Consider the following 17224-nt stretch of genomic DNA (forward strand, 5'->3'; position numbering starts at 1 on the left):
TTCTGTTTTGCGCGTTGAAGTTCATTCACCGTTGAATCTGTTATGAAACTTCACTAACTATTTCCAGTGTACCGCAGCTCGGGCTGAAGACATTTCAAAAACACCGTATGCGGCTAAGTCCAAAATTGTAAGTACTATTAACAAATAGCTGGTTCGATATATCGATAGGTATGCGATCCACGGTGCATCGCGGGATGTGACAAAGAAGTTGCCAACAACCCCGGATGCGGTAAAACTGCACAAGGCCTGCATGCAACAGGTCACGGATGAAGGAAAGTAACAATGCCTGAGATCATCATTGTGAAGAATGAGGCTGAAGCCGGCGACATCTACGGACGTTGCGTGGCCGACCTGATTAAAGCCAAGCCGAATGCCGTTCTGGGCTTGGCCACTGGTTCCAGCCCTCTGGCTGCATACCGTTCACTCGCCAAGATTGTCAAGGATGAATCTATTGACGTGTCCCAGGTGCAGGGCTTCGCACTGGATGAGTACATTGGCCTGCCGCTGACCCATCCTGAGTCCTATCATGCGACTATTCACCGCACCGTGGTGGAGCCGCTGGGCCTTGATCCCGCAAAGGTGCACGTACCTGGAGATGTGCTCAATGGCACTCCGCTTGAAGACGGTGAGAAGGTTGCCGGTGCAGGCCCTGCCTATGATGCCGCTATCGAAGCAGCGGGTGGTATCGATGTGCAGATTTTGGGCATCGGTACGGATGGCCATGTCGGCTTCAACGAGCCTGGCTCTTCGTTGGCTTCCGGCACTCGTGTGAAGACTCTGGCCGAGCAGACCCGTATCGATAACGCACGATTCTTCGATAACGACATCAACCAGGTGCCGACTCACTGCATCACGCAGGGCATTGGCACCATCATGAAGGCTCGTCATCTGGTGCTGTTGGCATTTGGTGCCGGCAAGGCGGAAGCCATCGAGGAAACCGTGGAAGGCGGCGTGTCCGCATTCTGCCCGGCATCTGCACTGCAGATGCATCCGCATGCCACGATTATCGTGGATGAGGAAGCTGCAAGCCGCCTGCGTCATAAGGATTATTACCGTTACGCCTACACGCACAAGCCGGCTTGGCAAGGCATCTGATCCGGTTGAATATCAAGGCTCCCCTTTTGCTTAATGAAGGGGAGCCCTATTATTCTGTGGAGCTCAATGAAGCATTGAACCTGCAGGGATGAATCGAGGGAAAGCATAAATGGCTGATAGGCAAGAGATCGTATCTCGCGTAACCGCGGCGCTGGAGGGCAAGCCGTCGCCGGTAGCGATCTGCAATGCGCGTAAGGTGGACGCCCGCGGCGAACAATCCGGCTATTGGGTGGTATCCGATGCCAACGGTGCTATTACAGCGGCCGGAACCGATGAACAAGCGTTTGCCAAAGCTTGCGCAGCAGCGGGCATTGATCCGGACGGCGAAACGGTATTGGACGCTGCCGGAAGAATCCTCGCCCCAGGATATGTGGATATTCATGCGCATGGTGCTTGGGAGAAAAGCTTCGATGATGGTTCGGATGGCATTGATGTGGCGCGAGCCGGTCACGCGGTGCATGGCACCACGCGTCAAGTGTTGTCGTTGATTACCAATCCGCTTGATGTGATTTGCCGTAACATCCGCACGGTAGCGGACAAAATGGCCTCCGGTCGCCCGGATATTCTCGGATGCCATCTGGAGGGGCCGTTCTTGGCGCTCGCCCGCAAAGGCGCTCATGATCCGAATTGTTTGAAGGACCCGGTGCCTGAAATCGTCGATGAGATGCTTGAAGCTTCGGGTGCTGATGCCTCGCACGGCAAGCTCGGTTGCATTCGTCAGATCACCATCGCTCCTGAACTGCCGCACGGTTTGAGCGCAATCAGCCAATTTGCGGCGGCAGGCGTAGTGCCGGCAGTAGGCCATTGCGATGCCGACTATGAGACTGCCCAAGCTGGATTCAATGCTGGAGCCGGCATCATGACGCACATGTTCAATGCGATGAACGGATTGCATCATCGCGAACCAGGCCCGATTCCGGCCGCTGTGGAAGACCCTCGCGTCACCATCGAACTCATCAACGATGGATTCCATGTGCAGAATCCGATGGTCAAGCTTGGTTTCGGGTTCGCGCCGCATCGCATCGCATTCGTCACTGATGCGATGGCTGCCACGGACTGCCCTGATGGAGCCTATAAGCTAGGCGCGTTGGACGTGAACGTGGTCGATGGTCACGCACGGCTCGTCTCCAACGGGGCCATCGCGGGCTCGACGCTTTTGCTGGAAGGCGCCGTCAGCCGTGCAGTAAACGAATTAGGCATCAGCCCTGTGGCTGCCGTCGAGGCCGCCACATTGACGCCGGCCAAGGCATTCGGTTTCGATAAGCCCAATGAAGTGACTGGTGCGCCGATTGGTTTGCTCGCTCCTGGTTTTGCCGCAGACTTCAACCTCATCGACCCGACCAGTTGGAAGGTCGAACAGGTGTGGTGCGCGGGCCGCAAGATAAAATAAGGCTCGTTACGCTAACTTGATTTAGCGATATGAAAGAAGCCGTGGCATGATTCTTTTTTTGGAAAGGACCATGCCACGGCTTCTTTGCTGAGTGCGTTGTTTCGAAATCGAATCAGTATTGCGCGCCGTCAAAGACGAATAGCGCGTGTGAATCGCCGCGCCGCTTATTGTCGAAATAACGATTGAACAGTTGCAGGCGCTCAACGGTGCTTGCAGCGAGCGGCTGGGGGAGCGCATCCAAGTCAAACCAGCCGACGTTAAGGCTTTCCTCATCGCCAACAAATGGTTTGTTATTGCCGCCTGGCTTCACCTTGCAGAGGAAGGAATGATCCATATACATGGTGTTATCGCCATTGGCATAGGTCAGTACTTTGTTCGAGGAGGTTACAGCCACCAAATCGGTGACAATGGCGTCAACGCCGGTTTCTTCCTTGATTTCTCGCACTACAGTGTCCGCTGGCTGTTCGCCGGGCTCGTTGATGCCGTAGACCATCGCCCATTCGCCGGTATCCGAACGACGGCCCAACAGCAGCTGCCCCTGATCGTTCAGCACATAACCGGTTACACCAATGAGCCATAAGAGATCATGGCCAATTTTTTTACGAAGTTCGAGTACGAATTCTGGAGTTGGCATGACCGCCACCTTCCTATACAAAAATGGCTCCCCTCACCGAGGGGAGCTGTCGGCATAAACCGACCGAGGGGAGCCGAAATGATAATTACTTAGCGGTGGCGGCGCGGTCGGCCATCCAGACCTCCACGTCATCGATTTGCTTCGGAATGCCAGCGGAAATCCATTCCGGACCATTCTCGGTCATCAGCACATCATCTTCAATACGAATGCCAATGCCACGGTATTCCGGTGGAATCAGCAGATCATCCTCGCGGAAGTACAGACCAGGCTCGATGGTGAAGATCATACCCGGGCGAATCGGGGCACCCTGATAAGCCTCGAAACGAGCCTGAGCACAATCGTGCACATCAAGACCAAGATGATGAGCAACGCCGCAAGCCAACCAACGGCGATGCTGCTGACCTTCGGGGGAGAGCGATTCCTCAACGCTCACCGGCAGCAGGCCCCAATCATGCAGACGCTCGGCGATTACGCGCATGCAGGCATGATGGATATCGGAATAGGTGGCACCCGGCTTGGCGGCTTCAAAGCCAGCCTGCTGGGAATCCAACACAGCCTGATACAGGCGCTTCTGCAAATCGGTGAACTTACCGTTGGTTGGGAACGTACGGGTGATATCAGCCGTGTAGAGGGAATCGACTTCCACGCCAGCATCCACGAGCAACATATCGCCGGTCTTCACCACACCAGTGTTACGCATCCAGTGCAGGATTGGAGCGTGAGGACCAGAAGCCACAATGGAGTCGTAGCCAACAGCGTTGCCTAATTCGCGGGACACCGCGTTGAACGCACCTTCGAGAATACGCTCGGAACGCGGCTTATCCAGTGCTGCCGGCAGTGCGCTCAGTAGACGGTCGAAACCATGCTTGGTGGCATCCACGGCCTTGCGCATTTCATTGATCTCATAGGAATCCTTCACCATGCGGGCTTCGGACGTGAATTCGTGCAGCTTATCATCAGCGGCGGCATTCTTATCGGGGTCGGCAGCGCCATTGGCTTCGCGGATGGATTCGACCAGTGAAGTGATTTGCGGATCGGTCTCACGCATCACGCGAACGCGAACAGCACCTGCCTCAGCGCCGACATCCTTGCTTAGCGCATCGGCCAGCTGGGCGATGTCATGCGTTTCGATGCCGGTCATGGCCGTCATTTCCTTCAAACCAGCGCGCGGACCCACCCAGTATTCGCCGTAATGCGGGTTCATGAAGAAATCGGTAGTGGAGTTGTCGGCACGCGGGGCCACGAACAATTCCGGCGTATGGGTCTGGCCGGCCTTGGCCTCTTCGGAATCCGGGTCCACCGGGTTCAGCACCAGCACGGCGCCGGCCTCATAATCCACGCCGAGACCAGTGTAATAAGCGAAGGCAGTATCCGGACGGAACATGTAATCGCAATCATTATTGCGTACCTTCGGCTGACCGGCAGGAATCACTAGGCGCTCGCCGGGGAAGGCCTTGCCCAGAGCGGCAAGACGAGCCGGAGTGAACTTGGAGGATTCGAGCGGCTCGATTTCCGGCTCATCGTCAGCCCAGCCGGACTTCATGAAGTCCTTGAACGCCTCGGAGCGCGGGCGCAGCGAACGATTGTTCACTCGATCGCTCATGGCCTGGTCGCCGCCCGGAGCGTTCTTGCGCTCTTCTGCCTCATATTCCTTATCTTTCTCGGTGACTACCTCACCCATCGATACTCCTTATGAAAGAAGGCTCATGTTACCGCTCCCATACTAGTCGTTCGAATTCGTTTGCCACATACTCCTCGCAGATTTTGCGGATTAATGAGTATGAGGGTGCAGTCAGTGCGTAGCGTACTGCATGCGGCGAGGACTTGTTCGGACGAGATTCCTTGCGCAAACGCAGAATCAAAGAACGGTAGGGCAAATCGAAAATCGTAGGTGCGAGCGCATTCGATGAGTGTATGAGCTGGAGGTGTAAGCAATAATCCGGTCGTTGAGTCTCGCATTGCCAAAGAAGAAGCCTGAGGCATGTATACGCGTTTTAATCGCGGATGACGCTGTTCGCTGCCGTGATTCTGCGTCATTACGCAGACCGAACCATCATGGAGACACCATTGGTGTTCGAAGCCATATGCGCTGGCCGCAACCAATCCTCCGAAAACCCAGTTTGGATGAGCTATTGCAAGAGCTTTTGCGATATGCAGTGTTTGCTCAGGAGGGGGCAGTGTATTCCAATACCCTTGTTCTGCGTATAACGATGGTGAACCACGATAGGTATTGATAAGTTCGCCGGATTGAGCACGTCGTTGTAGTGCAAGTTGCTCTGAGGGAACCGTGGAATATGCGCATCGATGCTCATTCTGGGCCGTACGAAGAATTTGGGCAATTGCTTTGTGTGTTTTCATGCCAATAACGGTAAAGGAAATGACGGGGAAAGGGGGTGGAATTCAAGTAATGTGGTTCGAGCTTGTGCTTGCGATTGGCGTTGTCTTGAAACCGTTGGAATATCAAGCCTCTGTCCAGTTTCGATGATGTATATGAGTTATCCACATTGGTTTGTTGGTTAAAGGGTTTGTGCCGATGATACGAACAGATGTTTGTGCGAGGTGTTTACGCCATATGGTGGGTCTCTAACTGCGCTGATATGAAAGATAGGTGCATGGAGAGATGCCTAGTGGCCATACGGTGGCCGATGGCTTCTTTGCCTAGAAGCCGTCTGGGCAGATGACAATACGATAACTTCGTTTTTGCGGTTTTTGGTCTTGGAATGAGGTGTTAGCGGCAAGAAGAGGGGGAATGAAATGGATTTTGGCTGTTGGACAATCGCAATTCTGACGCTAAGCGCCATCGATTGGCCGTAAAACTGCACTGAGTTATAACGCGTGATGCTGAGTGGACAGGTAGTGGCATCGTAACATCACTGAAACGGCTGAATGAAGTGATTCGGGCACGTTCTGGACTGATACTGGCAATAAGAATTATTGAGCGTAGTTCTTTTGCCACCATTGGTTTGATAACCTCGCTGACACGTTTTAGTGATGTAAGGCGTGCAAAGGGTGCCCATATGACTTCTGCGACTTTGTTCGTTGAGTATATATATATATCGTGCGTTGCCTTATATGGTTTCCGCGCGGTTCTATGCTTCTTCATATGTGGATAATAGGCTGCGTTCGCCATTCGCTTATGAAAGCGAAGGCAATCATTCGATGACGGTCGTACCGTACCGGCAGCAGGTTTTCGATATCCTCGACCTTCACATAGTGGGATGGTCTTATGTCGTTATGACAGGTCTTGACATGGACAGCGAATGCGCTTTGCGGATAGATTACGGTAGGCAAAAGGCATCCTGCGCTTCACTGAGTGCGGAATGAAAGCACAATGCCGCATCCTATAGACCCCGACGATTAATATGGTGGAAGTTTTCGCTTGGAACATCATGTTTGGAGTGGAATGGCTGCGGATACGTTTGCAGACACGTTCCGAGCAAGCCAACGATGAAACGGGCAACCGCACACGGGCCAAGAGCAGCTCGTGCAAAGGCTGGGTGCGCAACGCGCCAATGATGCAGAGAGGGAGTAAGTGCATGTCATTCGAGCATCCGAATAGGAACAATGAGACAATGCGAGACGTCGAGCTGGATATTATGAGCCGCCCGCCGGAGCATAACACCACAAACCTCGATTTGGACCGTATGAATCTGATGCTCGATCTGCTCGGCCATCCCGAAGAATCATTCCGTGTGATTCATGTGACCGGCACCAACGGCAAGGGCTCCACCGCTCGCATGGCCGAAGCCATTTGCCGTGCCTACGGCATGCGCACTGGCCTGTACACGTCTCCGCATCTGGAACGCATCAACGAGCGCATTTGCATTGATGGCCAGCAGCTTTCCGACGATGATTTCATCGACATCTGGGATCAGACCAAGGATTTGGTGGCGCTGGTCGACGCCAAGATGGAGGAGCAGGGCAAGCCGAAGATGAGTTTCTTCGAAGTACTCACCGCTATGGCCATTTGGAAGTTCGCCGACGCTCCGGTGGATGTGGCCATCGTAGAGGTCGGCATGGGCGGCGCATGGGATGCCACCAATGTGATTAACGCCGATGCCGCAATCATCGGCCCAGTTGACATGGACCATATGCAGTGGCTGGGAAACACGGTTGAGAAGATTGCCAGCGAGAAGGTAGGCATCATCAAGCCCGACTGTACCGCGATTATCGGCCCGCAGCCGCATGAGGAAGCCGTAATGCCAATTATTGAAGAGGCCGCCGTTCGCAACCACGCCACGCTGGTCCGTGATGGCTATGAGATGACGGTGTCCGACCGTATGCCGGCAGTGGGTGGTCAAGTTGCCACGCTCACCACGCCGAACGGCACCTATGAGGGTGTGCCGATTGCCAAGTTCGGCGAACATCAGGCCCACAACGCTCTCGCCGCGCTCGCCGCCGCCGAAGTGGTGATTCCAGTCAACGGCCCGCTGGACGGGGATTTGGTGGCTGAGGCGTTGAGCTCGGTGAAGATTCCTGGCCGCATTGAGCAGATTCGTACCTCGCCGACCATCATTCTGGACGGTGGCCACAACGTGAATGCCGCCGAAGCGCTGCGCAAGGCCATCGAGGAAAGCTACGACTTCAAGCAGCTGGTTGGCGTGGTCGCCATGATGCGCGACAAGCAGGTCGAGGAATATCTCGGCGTGCTTGAGCCGATCCTAAGCTCCGTGGTGGTTACCGAAAACTCTTGGCGTGACCGTGTGATGTCTGCCGATGATCTGGAAAAAATCGCCGTAGACGTGTTCGGTCGCGACCGCGTAATCAAGGAGCCGAACCTGCCCGATGCCATCCAGACCGCCGTCAACATGGTCGATGCCGAAGATGAACTGGGCGTGGGCTATGGTCACGGTGTGCTCATCTGCGGCAGCTTCGTCACCGCTGGCGATGCTCGCACGATGCTCGAGGAGCATGCAAGTCCGACCATGCAGCAGGCCATGAATATTCATCAGCCGGTGGTTGACCCTGATGATTCGAACGCTGATGATGATGCCGCTGATACGCTCGACGATCAGGTCAGCCCTGATGATTTCGACGTGTTCGATGTGCTTGGTCTTGGCAAAAACAGCACCGGCAGTGCAAACGATACGGACGCGGACGACAACATCGATCCGGCTGCAAATCAGTGACAGGCAGCCTTTATGTACCTTAAAGAGCTCACCCTACGCGGTTTCAAATCCTTTGCCTCGGCCACAACTTTGCGGTTCGAGCCAGGGATTACCGCGGTTGTAGGCCCGAACGGGTCCGGCAAGTCGAATATCGTAGACGCGCTGACCTGGGTCATGGGTGAGCAGGGTGCCAAGAATCTGAGAGGTACTTCAATGGAGGACGTGATCTTTGCGGGCACGTCCTCCAGACCTCCATTGGGTCGTGCTCAGGTAAGCCTGACCATTGATAATTCCGATCACACGCTGGATATTGATTACACGGAAGTGACGATTTCCCGCACGATTTTCCGCAACGGTGGTTCGGAATACGCCATCAACGGTTCCACCTGCCGCCTGCTGGATATTCAGGAGCTGCTTTCTGACACGGGTCTTGGCCAGCAAATGCATGTGATTGTGGGCCAAGGCCGATTGGACGCGATTCTCAAAGCCGACCCATCCGGGCATCGCGCATTCATTGAGGAAGCCGCGGGCATTCTCAAACATCGCAAACGTAAGGAGCGTGCCTTACGCAAGCTAGCCAATACGGAATCGAATTTGAACCGTTTGGATGATTTGCTTCGGGAATTGCATCGCCAGCTGGGCCCGCTTGGCAGGCAGGCGCGTATTTCCCGTAGGGCGGATGCGATTCAGGTATCGGTGCGAGACGCTCAGGCTCGTCTGTATGCCGAGGATGCGCAGCAATCGATGAATCGCCGTGCAACCGTGCGTAAGGAGCTTGGCGAAGTGCGCGCTCAATTGGCGAGCGCCCAGCGTGAATTGGCGCGAGTAAAAGTGCGTATCGAGCAGGTGGAATCTGTGACTTCGCAGTCAAGTCCCGCCATCGCTCAAGCCAATCAATACTGGCATGATTTTTCCCAAACCCGGGAGCGGCTGCTTGCTCTGGCGCAGCTTGCTGACGAACGAGCGCGATCAACGGCTAGCGGCATTGTTAACAATATGGGAGAGGATCCTGACCTGCTCTATGCGCGTGCACAAGAGCTTGAACAGCAGGCTACAACGCAGGACCAGTCCGTATCCGATGCTCGACTGGCTTATGACAAGGCCACGGAGCAGCGTGCGGATAATGAAAAGCAACTTGCTTCCGTGCGCCAAACATTGACTGAATTGCGCAAAACCGCGCAGGAACGGGATTCAGCTATTGCCAAGCTTCACGAACTGATTGCGCGTGAGGAGTCCGCAGCGCAGTTAGCTCACAGCAGAGTCAAGGATTATACGAGCCAGCGTGAAACGGCAGCTGAGCAGCGTGACGAAGTGCAGCATCAGCTTGATGCTCTGCACGAGCAAGTCGAAGCGGTTGCGGATGATAATGGAGCAGCTCTGGATGCGGCCCGTGCTGCATTAGCCCAATGCCGTGATGTGCTGAATGGATTATCGGATACGCAGCGCGAGCTGCAATCGAGGATTATTTCCCTGAAAGCCAAAGCCGATGCGCTTGCCGATACGCTGGCGAGCCGTAACGCCTCCGGTGAACTGGAACATGATGAATCCGCTCATGTTCTAGGGCGATTGACCGACTTTGTTCATGTGGAAGAAGGCTGGGAAGAGGCTGTGGCCCATGTGTTAGGCCAATTTTCCAGTGCGATGGTGGTAGCTCAGCCGAGCAGTATGCTTCATGCGCTGGAGCGTGCTCGCGAAGACAAGCTTGGCAAGGCCGTGATGATTACGGCAAATCATGCATCGAATGCGCTGGAGACTTCTGATGCTCGTCTCTCATTGACTGATAGTGATGGACACACTGTGCGACGGCTTGATTCGCTGGTCACCGTTAATCCTCAAGCTTCTGATGGCGCTATGGCACATGATGTGGTAACTGCGGTACGACTGCTGCTGAACGATACGATAGCGGCAGACAGTCTCGCTCAAGCGCAGCATATGGTGGAATCCGGGCAAGCTGAACGGGCGGTAACGGCTCAAGGGGAAATGCTGTGCAGGGGAGTGGCTGCAGTAGGTGGTTCATCTCTCTCCCAGTCCGATCTTGCGTTGGCCGCTAAACGAGATAAGGCATTGGCGCAGACGTCTCAACTGGAAATCCAGGAACAACAGACGGCCGAACAAGTGGCTCAAGCCAAATTACGGCGAGATGAAGCAGCCCAAGCAGTCGATAGGGAATCCTCTAAACGTACCGAGTTGAGGCTTCAAGCACAGCAAGCGCAGAAAGCATTGCAGGCATCGCAACAGCGTCTCGCTTCGCTGAACAAGCAGGTTGCACAATTCGATCATCGCATTGCCGAAATGCAGTCGCAGGCCCATGACCATCAGCTGAAACTCGATGACCTCCATCGCGCTTTGGAATCCGCTCAGCAGTCCGGTGCAGCGCAGGAACAGTGGAATGATTTGGAAGAGCGGGAGCATGAGCTTGAGCAGACGTTGTCTCATGCTCGAGAGCATGAAGTGGAAGCGAAAATCGCGTGGACTGATGCCTCCCGTAAAGCCGAATCGCTGCATCGTCAAGCTGGATTGCTGCGAGACAACGCCAAAGAAGCGGCTCAGCGGCGTGCCCATATCGAAGCATTGAACACCAAGCGTCGAGCACAAGCCGCGCATTTGCAAACGGTGGCTCAAGATGCGCGCAGCGTGGCGGCAATGGTGGCGGAAACGTTGCAAGGTATTGCGGCGGAGCGTGATCGTCTGCAAGCTGAGGCATCAAGCCATGATGAAGAGCTGAAGATGCTGCGCTCGCAGCGCAATGCCATCGAGCCACGAGTCACCGATTTAACAGCTCGCGAGCATACGTTGGATGTGAACCGCGAACGTCTTGCTATGGAGGCAGGCCAACTTACGCAGAAAGTCTCCGACGAACTCGGCCTGACATTGGAAGAACTGGTGCAAGCATATGGCCCTGATCAGCCTGTGCCGGTTTTGGATGATAACGGCAATCCCGTTCCGATCAATGATTCATCAGACTCCAACGGGATGGCTGAGGAAGAAGGCAGCCAAGCGCAACGCTTCCAAACCGTGCCGTATAACCGTGCGGAGCAGAAGAAACGTTTGGATAAAGCACGCCGTGATCTGGCTGCTTTGGGCAAGATCAACCCGCTGGCCACTGAAGAATATGAGGCGCTTGAGGAACGCAACAAGTATCTCAACGATCAGCGTAACGATGTAGTCAAGTCTCGTGATGATTTGATGCAGCTCATCAAGGAACTTGATTCCACAATGGTCACCGTATTCAAGTCCGCGTTTGAGGATACGGCTGAGGCTTTCCAACAGGTGTTTGCCACATTGTTCCCGGGCGGCACCGGGCGGCTGCGCTTGGAGAACCCGGATGATTTGCTCACCACTGGCGTATTGGTAGAGGCCAGCCCGGCCGGCAAGAGGGTGAAGCAGTTGAGTCTGCTGTCTGGCGGCGAGCGATCGTTGACCGCATTGGCGTTGCTGTTCGCCATCTTCACCGCACGCCCCAGCCCGTTCTATGTGATGGATGAGGTGGAAGCCGCTCTTGATGATGTGAATCTCACCAGATTGATTCATGCGTTGAATGAGCTGCGTGAACATGCGCAGCTCATCATCATTACGCATCAGCAACGCACGATGAGCATTGCCGACGCGCTCTATGGCGTCACCATGCGTGCTGATGGTGTGACCGCCGTTATCAGTCAGAAACTGGCCGATAGGAGCAAGTAACACTAACGAAGTCAATTTTTGCGCTGGGTTGAGGCGAATTGATGGCGAATGGACTGCAGTGTTTTTAATCCGGCGTAGAACCCGCGGTGAATCGGTATATCGCGGGCTGGGGCGACGGGTGTGGTCTCTTCGGTGAATTTGGTTTTGAATTCGTTCAGGCCTTTGAGCGAGGGCGCGAAAGCGGAGCCGATGCCCATCAGATCATAGTCGGTGATGCCTTGCCCGCCCAGCATGCAGCATTCCGCATACAGCAGGCGGTCAGTGACATGCAGACGCATGGAAGAGTCGCGCATCGCGGCGTAATAGCGGACGGCGTACCCGTCGTTCACGGTGACGATGGACCAGGCGACCACGCGGCCGTCGATTCGCGCGGCGAACACACGGCAGTGCTCCGGTCCCAACGCCTCGATCATGTCGAGGTAATCCCCGAGCGGGGCCGGTTTGAAGCCGTCCCGCTCGCCGGTTTCAAGCATCACGTCGTAATATTCGGAGAAATCAGACATGGCGAGTTCGGTCTCGTCGGCCACGGCCGCGGGGCATTCGCGCAACGACTTGCGCACATCGCGCCGGCCGCGGCGCTTCATCCGCGACAGGATGGCCTCGTCTCCGCCAGTGACATCGATGACCACCGTCCAGTCGTAGGGGACCGTGGAGAGCACGGGGAGGGTGCCGGCCGACGACCATGTATCGAGACGAAGGAACACAATCCCCGGATCCTCATGGCGCACGAAGGAGACCAACGCCCTGACCGCGGAGTGTTCCAGGGCCGGGTTCGGCAGCACCGTCCACACCGGGCCGTGCATGGCCCGCAGATACCGGTAGCCATGCGTCCGATACTCAATCAGCGACAACATCGCAACCGGAGCATCACCATCCAGCACCATAAGCGGTCCCCATAGCCGCCTGCCCTCAATCGTGTTCTGATAACGGGCCCACCGTGCACTTTGCTCAATGGGAAGAACGATATCGCAGCCAGCCGCTTCTTCCTCAATCTCCTGGAATGATGTTCTGGCAACAGTAAGCATAAAACCCCAGCCTTTGTATGACGTTGTTCGTAATAACCGTCAAACAGTGTGCGGTCTGCCGGTGTGTAAACCTTGGCATCTGGCCGCTTAAGGGCTGGGGTTTTCCTAGAAATTCTCTGGTGAGTAGCCTTGCTGGAGCTGAATGCCCTAACGATTGCCGCCCTTGCGCAGCTTCTGAATGAAGCGCAGCACGCCGTAGAATCCGCGGTGAATCGGAATATCATGGCCTGCGGCCACTGGCGTGATTTCCGGAGCGAACTTGGTCTTGAACTGGTTCAGGCCCTTCAAAGACGGTGCGAAATCGGAGCCGATGCCCATCATATCCAAGCTCACAATGCCCTGTGCACCTAGCGTGCAGAAGATGTGATAGAACATCTTGTCCGGCACACGCAGACGGCGTACTGCGGTGCTCATGCAACCGTAGTAGTACACGGCACGCTTATCGTTGATAGTGACCAGACACCAGTTGACGACTTTGCCATCAATGCGGCTGACGAACAGGCGGCAATGCTCCGGACCCAGCTCGCGCAGCATGTCTTCGTAATCGCCCTTGGGTGCAGGGGTGAAACCGTCACGCTTACCGGTGTCTACCATAACGCCGTAATACTCGTCAAACGACTTGGAAGCCTGCTCGGTTTCATCAGCACAAGTGGCCGGGCTTTCACGCAGAGCCTTGCGCACGTTTTGGCGGCCACGAGCACGCATACGAGCCAAGATTTCGTCGTCGCCACCGGTCAGGTCAACAATCACGGTCTGGTCGTACGGCACGGTAGACAGCACACGGTAGTAGCCGTCTTCATACCAGGTGTCCACGCGCAGGAAGACCACCTTGCGGTCCTTGTCATGCACGGCCTTGACAAGAGCATCAATAACCTCGCGCTCCTCCTCCTGAGTAGGCTTAGACACCCACACCGGACCGTGGAGCGAACGCAGATAGTGGTAGCCGTGCGTCTCATAATCGATAAGAAGGAGAACGGCGACAAGATTATTGTCACGGCGGATGAGATATGCGCCCCAAGGGTGGCGGCCGGGAACAGTGGCCTGATAACGGGCCCAAGCCTCGGTCTGTTCGATAGGCAGTACGAGGCCGGCTTCCGCTGCCGCCTGTTCCATTGCCTCGGCTGTGGTGTGTTCAAGAGTAATCAATGCTGACTCCTTGGAAATGATGTGAATGGGTAAGTCTATTTGATGGGTTGAAATGACTGATGAATAAGTCGATTGAGGTCTTTGATGCGAGACGCTCATCAGTCATTCGGCTGAGCTATGCCGAACAAGCGACGAATCACATGGCCATCGCCTTCATAAGGGGCGTGCTTGCCTTCCACCTTGATCCATTGTTCCTCGCCTTTGCCGATGATAAGCAGCACGGTCATGCGGCCTTGCGCAGCGGTCTGCTCAGCTTCCTGCTCGGCCTGTTCGATGGCTTTCGCACGGTCAAGAATAATCTCACTGGAGATATGTGGATTGGTGATGTATCCGCGCATTTCATTCAGGATATCGATCATCGGCTCCTTGACCGTATCTTCCGAAGTCAGGATAATGCGGTCGGCCTTCTCCTGTGCGCCATTGATAATGCCTTCGCGCCGGTCCACGGCTTTATCTCCCACGGAACCCGTGACCACAATAATGCGCGGATTGCGGTCGGCATACTTGCGGGAGACGAAATCAATCAGCGTGCGCGTGCTCACAAAATTATGCGCATAATCCACGTATGCCACAATCGAGCCGTCACTGTTCTCGAAATGCTCCATACGCCCGGAAATGCGGACATGCTCAAGCGCTGCGAAAGCGGGAGAATCCTCGGGGACTCCGGCTTCCCGTGCCAAGGCGATGGCCGTAGCTGCATTGGCGGCATTGAACCCGCCCTCAAGTTCCAGCGAAAAATCACCAATGGCCTTGCCATGCTCCTGGAAAATATATTGCGATGCATTATTGGGATCAGGCAATGCCACGAAATCACTATCGTTGTCTGCGGCACCGCTTCGCAAAGCGAACGTGACAACAGGCACATCCGCTCTGAGTGCATCCTCGCGGATTAAATCAGCATGATCACAATCCGTTCCCAACACCAATGTGCGGCAGTTATACGTAATCTGGCGCTTGCAATGGAGATAATCCTCAAACGTGGGATGTTCAATCGGGCTGATGTGATCCGGGGAAATGTTCAGGAATGCAGCCACATCAAAAGTAAGTCCATAGACTCGGTTCACCTTGTACGCCTGGGAGGAAACCTCCATGACCAGATAGCGCATACCATTGCCAACCGCTTCATGCATCATGCGGAACGCGTCAAGGCTTTCCGGAGTAGTCAAGGCCGATTCCTTATAGGTGCGGCCATCCAAGCAGTTGTCAACAGATGAGAACAGTGCACACTTGCCGTCCGAATACGCGTTCAGTACAGCCTGCGTGAAATACGCGGTGGTGGTTTTGCCTTTAGTGCCGGTAATGCCGATAACCGTGAGCTTGTCTTGCGGACGGTCAAAGAACTCGGCGGCCAGCAGACTCATCGCCTGGCGCACATCATTGACAATCAGACCCGGTGCCTTGGTCTCGGCGGAATAATCGTTCTGCGCAACGTACGCGGCAAGACCGCGTTCATCAATATCATGCAGGAATGAAGCTTTGAAATTACCCTTACAGAACAGCAAAGTACCGTTGACTACTTCTCGCGTGTCATAGGTGATGCCGCTGAATGGTTGACCATGCTGGGCGATTTCTGAGGAATCAAGAGTCCAGTGCTCGCCGATGATAATCTCTCTCAACAAATGATGCTGCTCAAGCAGCTGAGCTGCCGAGGCCAAAGTCAAAGCCATAAATCGTTTCTCCCTGTTTCTTACCGAAAGTTATTCTACAGGCCGTTGCCGCTTGCACGCGATTCATCTGGCATCGACCACGATATAGGCACACGAGTTGGCTAGAATGAGCAATCGTGACGACGAAACAAGGAACCGTGAATCTCGAGCAGGGCGGAGAGGGCAAGCCAGCGGACGCTACTTCAGACGCTGCACAGGCAGCGGAAAGCACACAAGCCAAGCGTGCTCGTTTCGAGAAACTGGCCATGCCTGCCGTCAACGCGTTATACCGGCAAGCCATGCGACTAACCAATAATCCCGATGACGCGCAGGATCTGGTGCAGGATACGTTCGAGCGTGGTTTCAAAGCATTTGATACATTCCAGCCCGGATCGAATTTCGAAGCGTGGATGACCACCATCGAGCGCAACGCCTACTTCAACCAGTACGCGAAAGCCAAACGCAGGCCGCAGCGCGCCAACGATTCGACCGGTGAATACGACGACTGGGATATTTACGACGCAGCCGAACATTCCTCAGACGGGTTGAAATCCGCGGAAGAGGAATATCTGGACGCTTTTGCCCCGGAGGAGATTATGGCAGCGCTCGCCAAACTCTCTCCTGAACGTCGTCAGGTGTTTATCGACGCCGCCATCGATGGCAAGTCCTACCAGCAGGTGGCGGATGAGCAGGGCGTGAAAATCGGTACGGTGATGAGCCGTTTGAACCGTGCCCGTGCACAGTTGAAGCGTGAGCTGGCCGCATATGCGCGCGAACGTGGATATGCAGCAGATGACACGACGAAATCCACCGGTTCACCATCCGCGAAGTTAGACAAAAACATGAATGAGCATGCGAAAAGCGTTCATAATGGAAATGATGGAAAGGAGATTTGATGATGAACGATCGCGGTGTTGAACAGACTCGTCATATCTCCATTACCAGCGCAACCGCTGATGGTGTGGTAAGCAGAACGGAAGTGCACATCACCACTAGGCAGTGCTGCTCGGGCGATGGCTCTGCTCAATGTGGATGTGGTGGGGCCATGCAAGATGCGCAGGAGTATACCCAGTATGAGCAGGAGGGGGAGTGTTTCGATCCCTCAACGTGCTGTGATGCTCGAGAACAAGCATTGATTGCCGCGCTGCGCGCCTATTTGCGCCCAGATGTGGCACCTGAATGTTTGATGGCTAAGCTCAAAGCCACGTTGGATCATTGCTGTGGTGATGAGCAGTAGTGTGCGACTGTGCGGATGTGACATGTGATTGGTGTGTCCGGTGTAGTCGGCAGCTATAAGACATGGTCAAAAAACAATGAAGCCCGCCTGATTGCTCAAGCGGGCTTCATTCGTATTCGCTGGAATACGTGAAGAATCAGGCGTTAGGACGCTTGCCGTGGTTAGCGGCCTTCTTACGACGATCCTTACGCTTACGTCCGCGCATGCCCATGATGGACTCCTTTACTTAAAGAAAAAATAAGCCTTCGGAATTATGCCA

The 17224-nt window shown here is 54.9% G+C and carries 12 protein-coding genes; 6 read left to right on the plus strand and 6 right to left on the minus strand.

From position 1 onward, the window contains the following. The first annotated feature begins 282 nt into the window (after positions 1–282). Together nagB and BISA_RS02570 are read left to right on the plus strand one after the other, a co-directional pair. Positions 283–1095 carry a glucosamine-6-phosphate deaminase gene (nagB, locus tag BISA_RS02565; protein WP_033890049.1) on the plus strand — a complete coding sequence of 271 codons (813 nt, stop codon included), beginning with the start codon at positions 283–285 and terminating at the stop codon, positions 1093–1095. Between the two features lie 109 nt (positions 1096–1204). Next, positions 1205–2485, plus strand: a complete 1281-nt coding sequence (locus tag BISA_RS02570) for an N-acetylglucosamine-6-phosphate deacetylase (RefSeq protein WP_033890050.1) — start codon at positions 1205–1207, stop codon at positions 2483–2485. Between the two features lie 112 nt (positions 2486–2597). Here the strand turns inward: BISA_RS02570 and BISA_RS02575 are convergent, their stop codons facing one another. After that, positions 2598–3119, minus strand: coding sequence for an NUDIX hydrolase (locus BISA_RS02575; protein WP_033890051.1), 522 nt, complete (start codon positions 3117–3119; stop codon positions 2598–2600). Between the two features lie 85 nt (positions 3120–3204). Further along, on the minus strand, positions 3205–4800 hold the full coding sequence (locus tag BISA_RS02580; RefSeq protein ID WP_033890052.1) for an aminopeptidase P family protein: 1596 nt from the start codon (positions 4798–4800) through the stop codon (positions 3205–3207). Positions 4801–6655: 1855 nt separating this feature from the next. Here BISA_RS02580 and BISA_RS02585 point away from each other — a divergent pair. Beyond that, complete coding sequence (locus BISA_RS02585; protein WP_033890169.1) at positions 6656–8248, plus strand: bifunctional folylpolyglutamate synthase/dihydrofolate synthase; 1593 nt, start codon at positions 6656–6658, stop codon at positions 8246–8248. Between the two features lie 12 nt (positions 8249–8260). Next, positions 8261–11911, plus strand: a complete 3651-nt coding sequence (gene smc, locus BISA_RS02590; protein WP_033890053.1) for a chromosome segregation protein SMC — start codon at positions 8261–8263, stop codon at positions 11909–11911. A gap of 11 nt (positions 11912–11922) precedes the next feature. Here the strand turns inward: smc and BISA_RS02595 are convergent, their stop codons facing one another. From BISA_RS02595 to BISA_RS02605, 3 genes are all read right to left on the minus strand, one after another. Then, a complete protein-coding gene (locus BISA_RS02595) occupies positions 11923–12936 on the minus strand; it encodes a lipid II:glycine glycyltransferase FemX (RefSeq protein WP_033890054.1) in 1014 nt (337 codons plus the stop codon). Between the two features lie 147 nt (positions 12937–13083). Then, on the minus strand, positions 13084–14082 hold the full coding sequence (locus BISA_RS02600) for a lipid II:glycine glycyltransferase FemX (protein WP_033890056.1): 999 nt from the start codon (positions 14080–14082) through the stop codon (positions 13084–13086). 98 nt (positions 14083–14180) lie between these two features. After that, positions 14181–15749, minus strand: a complete 1569-nt coding sequence (locus tag BISA_RS02605) for a UDP-N-acetylmuramoyl-L-alanyl-D-glutamate--2,6-diaminopimelate ligase (protein WP_033890057.1) — start codon at positions 15747–15749, stop codon at positions 14181–14183. A 245-nt stretch (positions 15750–15994) separates the two neighbouring features. On the opposite strand from BISA_RS02605, the gene BISA_RS02610 reads away from it, so the two are divergent. Continuing rightward, positions 15995–16624: a sigma-70 family RNA polymerase sigma factor gene (locus tag BISA_RS02610; protein WP_237746081.1), complete on the plus strand. Its 630-nt coding sequence runs from the start codon at positions 15995–15997 to the stop codon at positions 16622–16624. Positions 16625–16626: 2 nt separating this feature from the next. Next, positions 16627–16965 (plus strand): hypothetical protein, encoded by a 339-nt coding sequence (locus tag BISA_RS02615; RefSeq protein WP_033890171.1) that lies wholly within the window; start codon positions 16627–16629, stop codon positions 16963–16965. Between the two features lie 136 nt (positions 16966–17101). Here the strand turns inward: BISA_RS02615 and BISA_RS13570 are convergent, their stop codons facing one another. Further along, positions 17102–17176: a 50S ribosomal protein bL37 gene (locus BISA_RS13570; RefSeq protein ID WP_003817083.1), complete on the minus strand. Its 75-nt coding sequence runs from the start codon at positions 17174–17176 to the stop codon at positions 17102–17104. Between the last annotated feature and the right edge of the window lie 48 nt (positions 17177–17224).

The sequence above is a fragment of the Bifidobacterium saguini DSM 23967 genome (assembly GCF_000741715.1).
GTDB classification, from domain to species: domain Bacteria; phylum Actinomycetota; class Actinomycetes; order Actinomycetales; family Bifidobacteriaceae; genus Bifidobacterium; species Bifidobacterium saguini.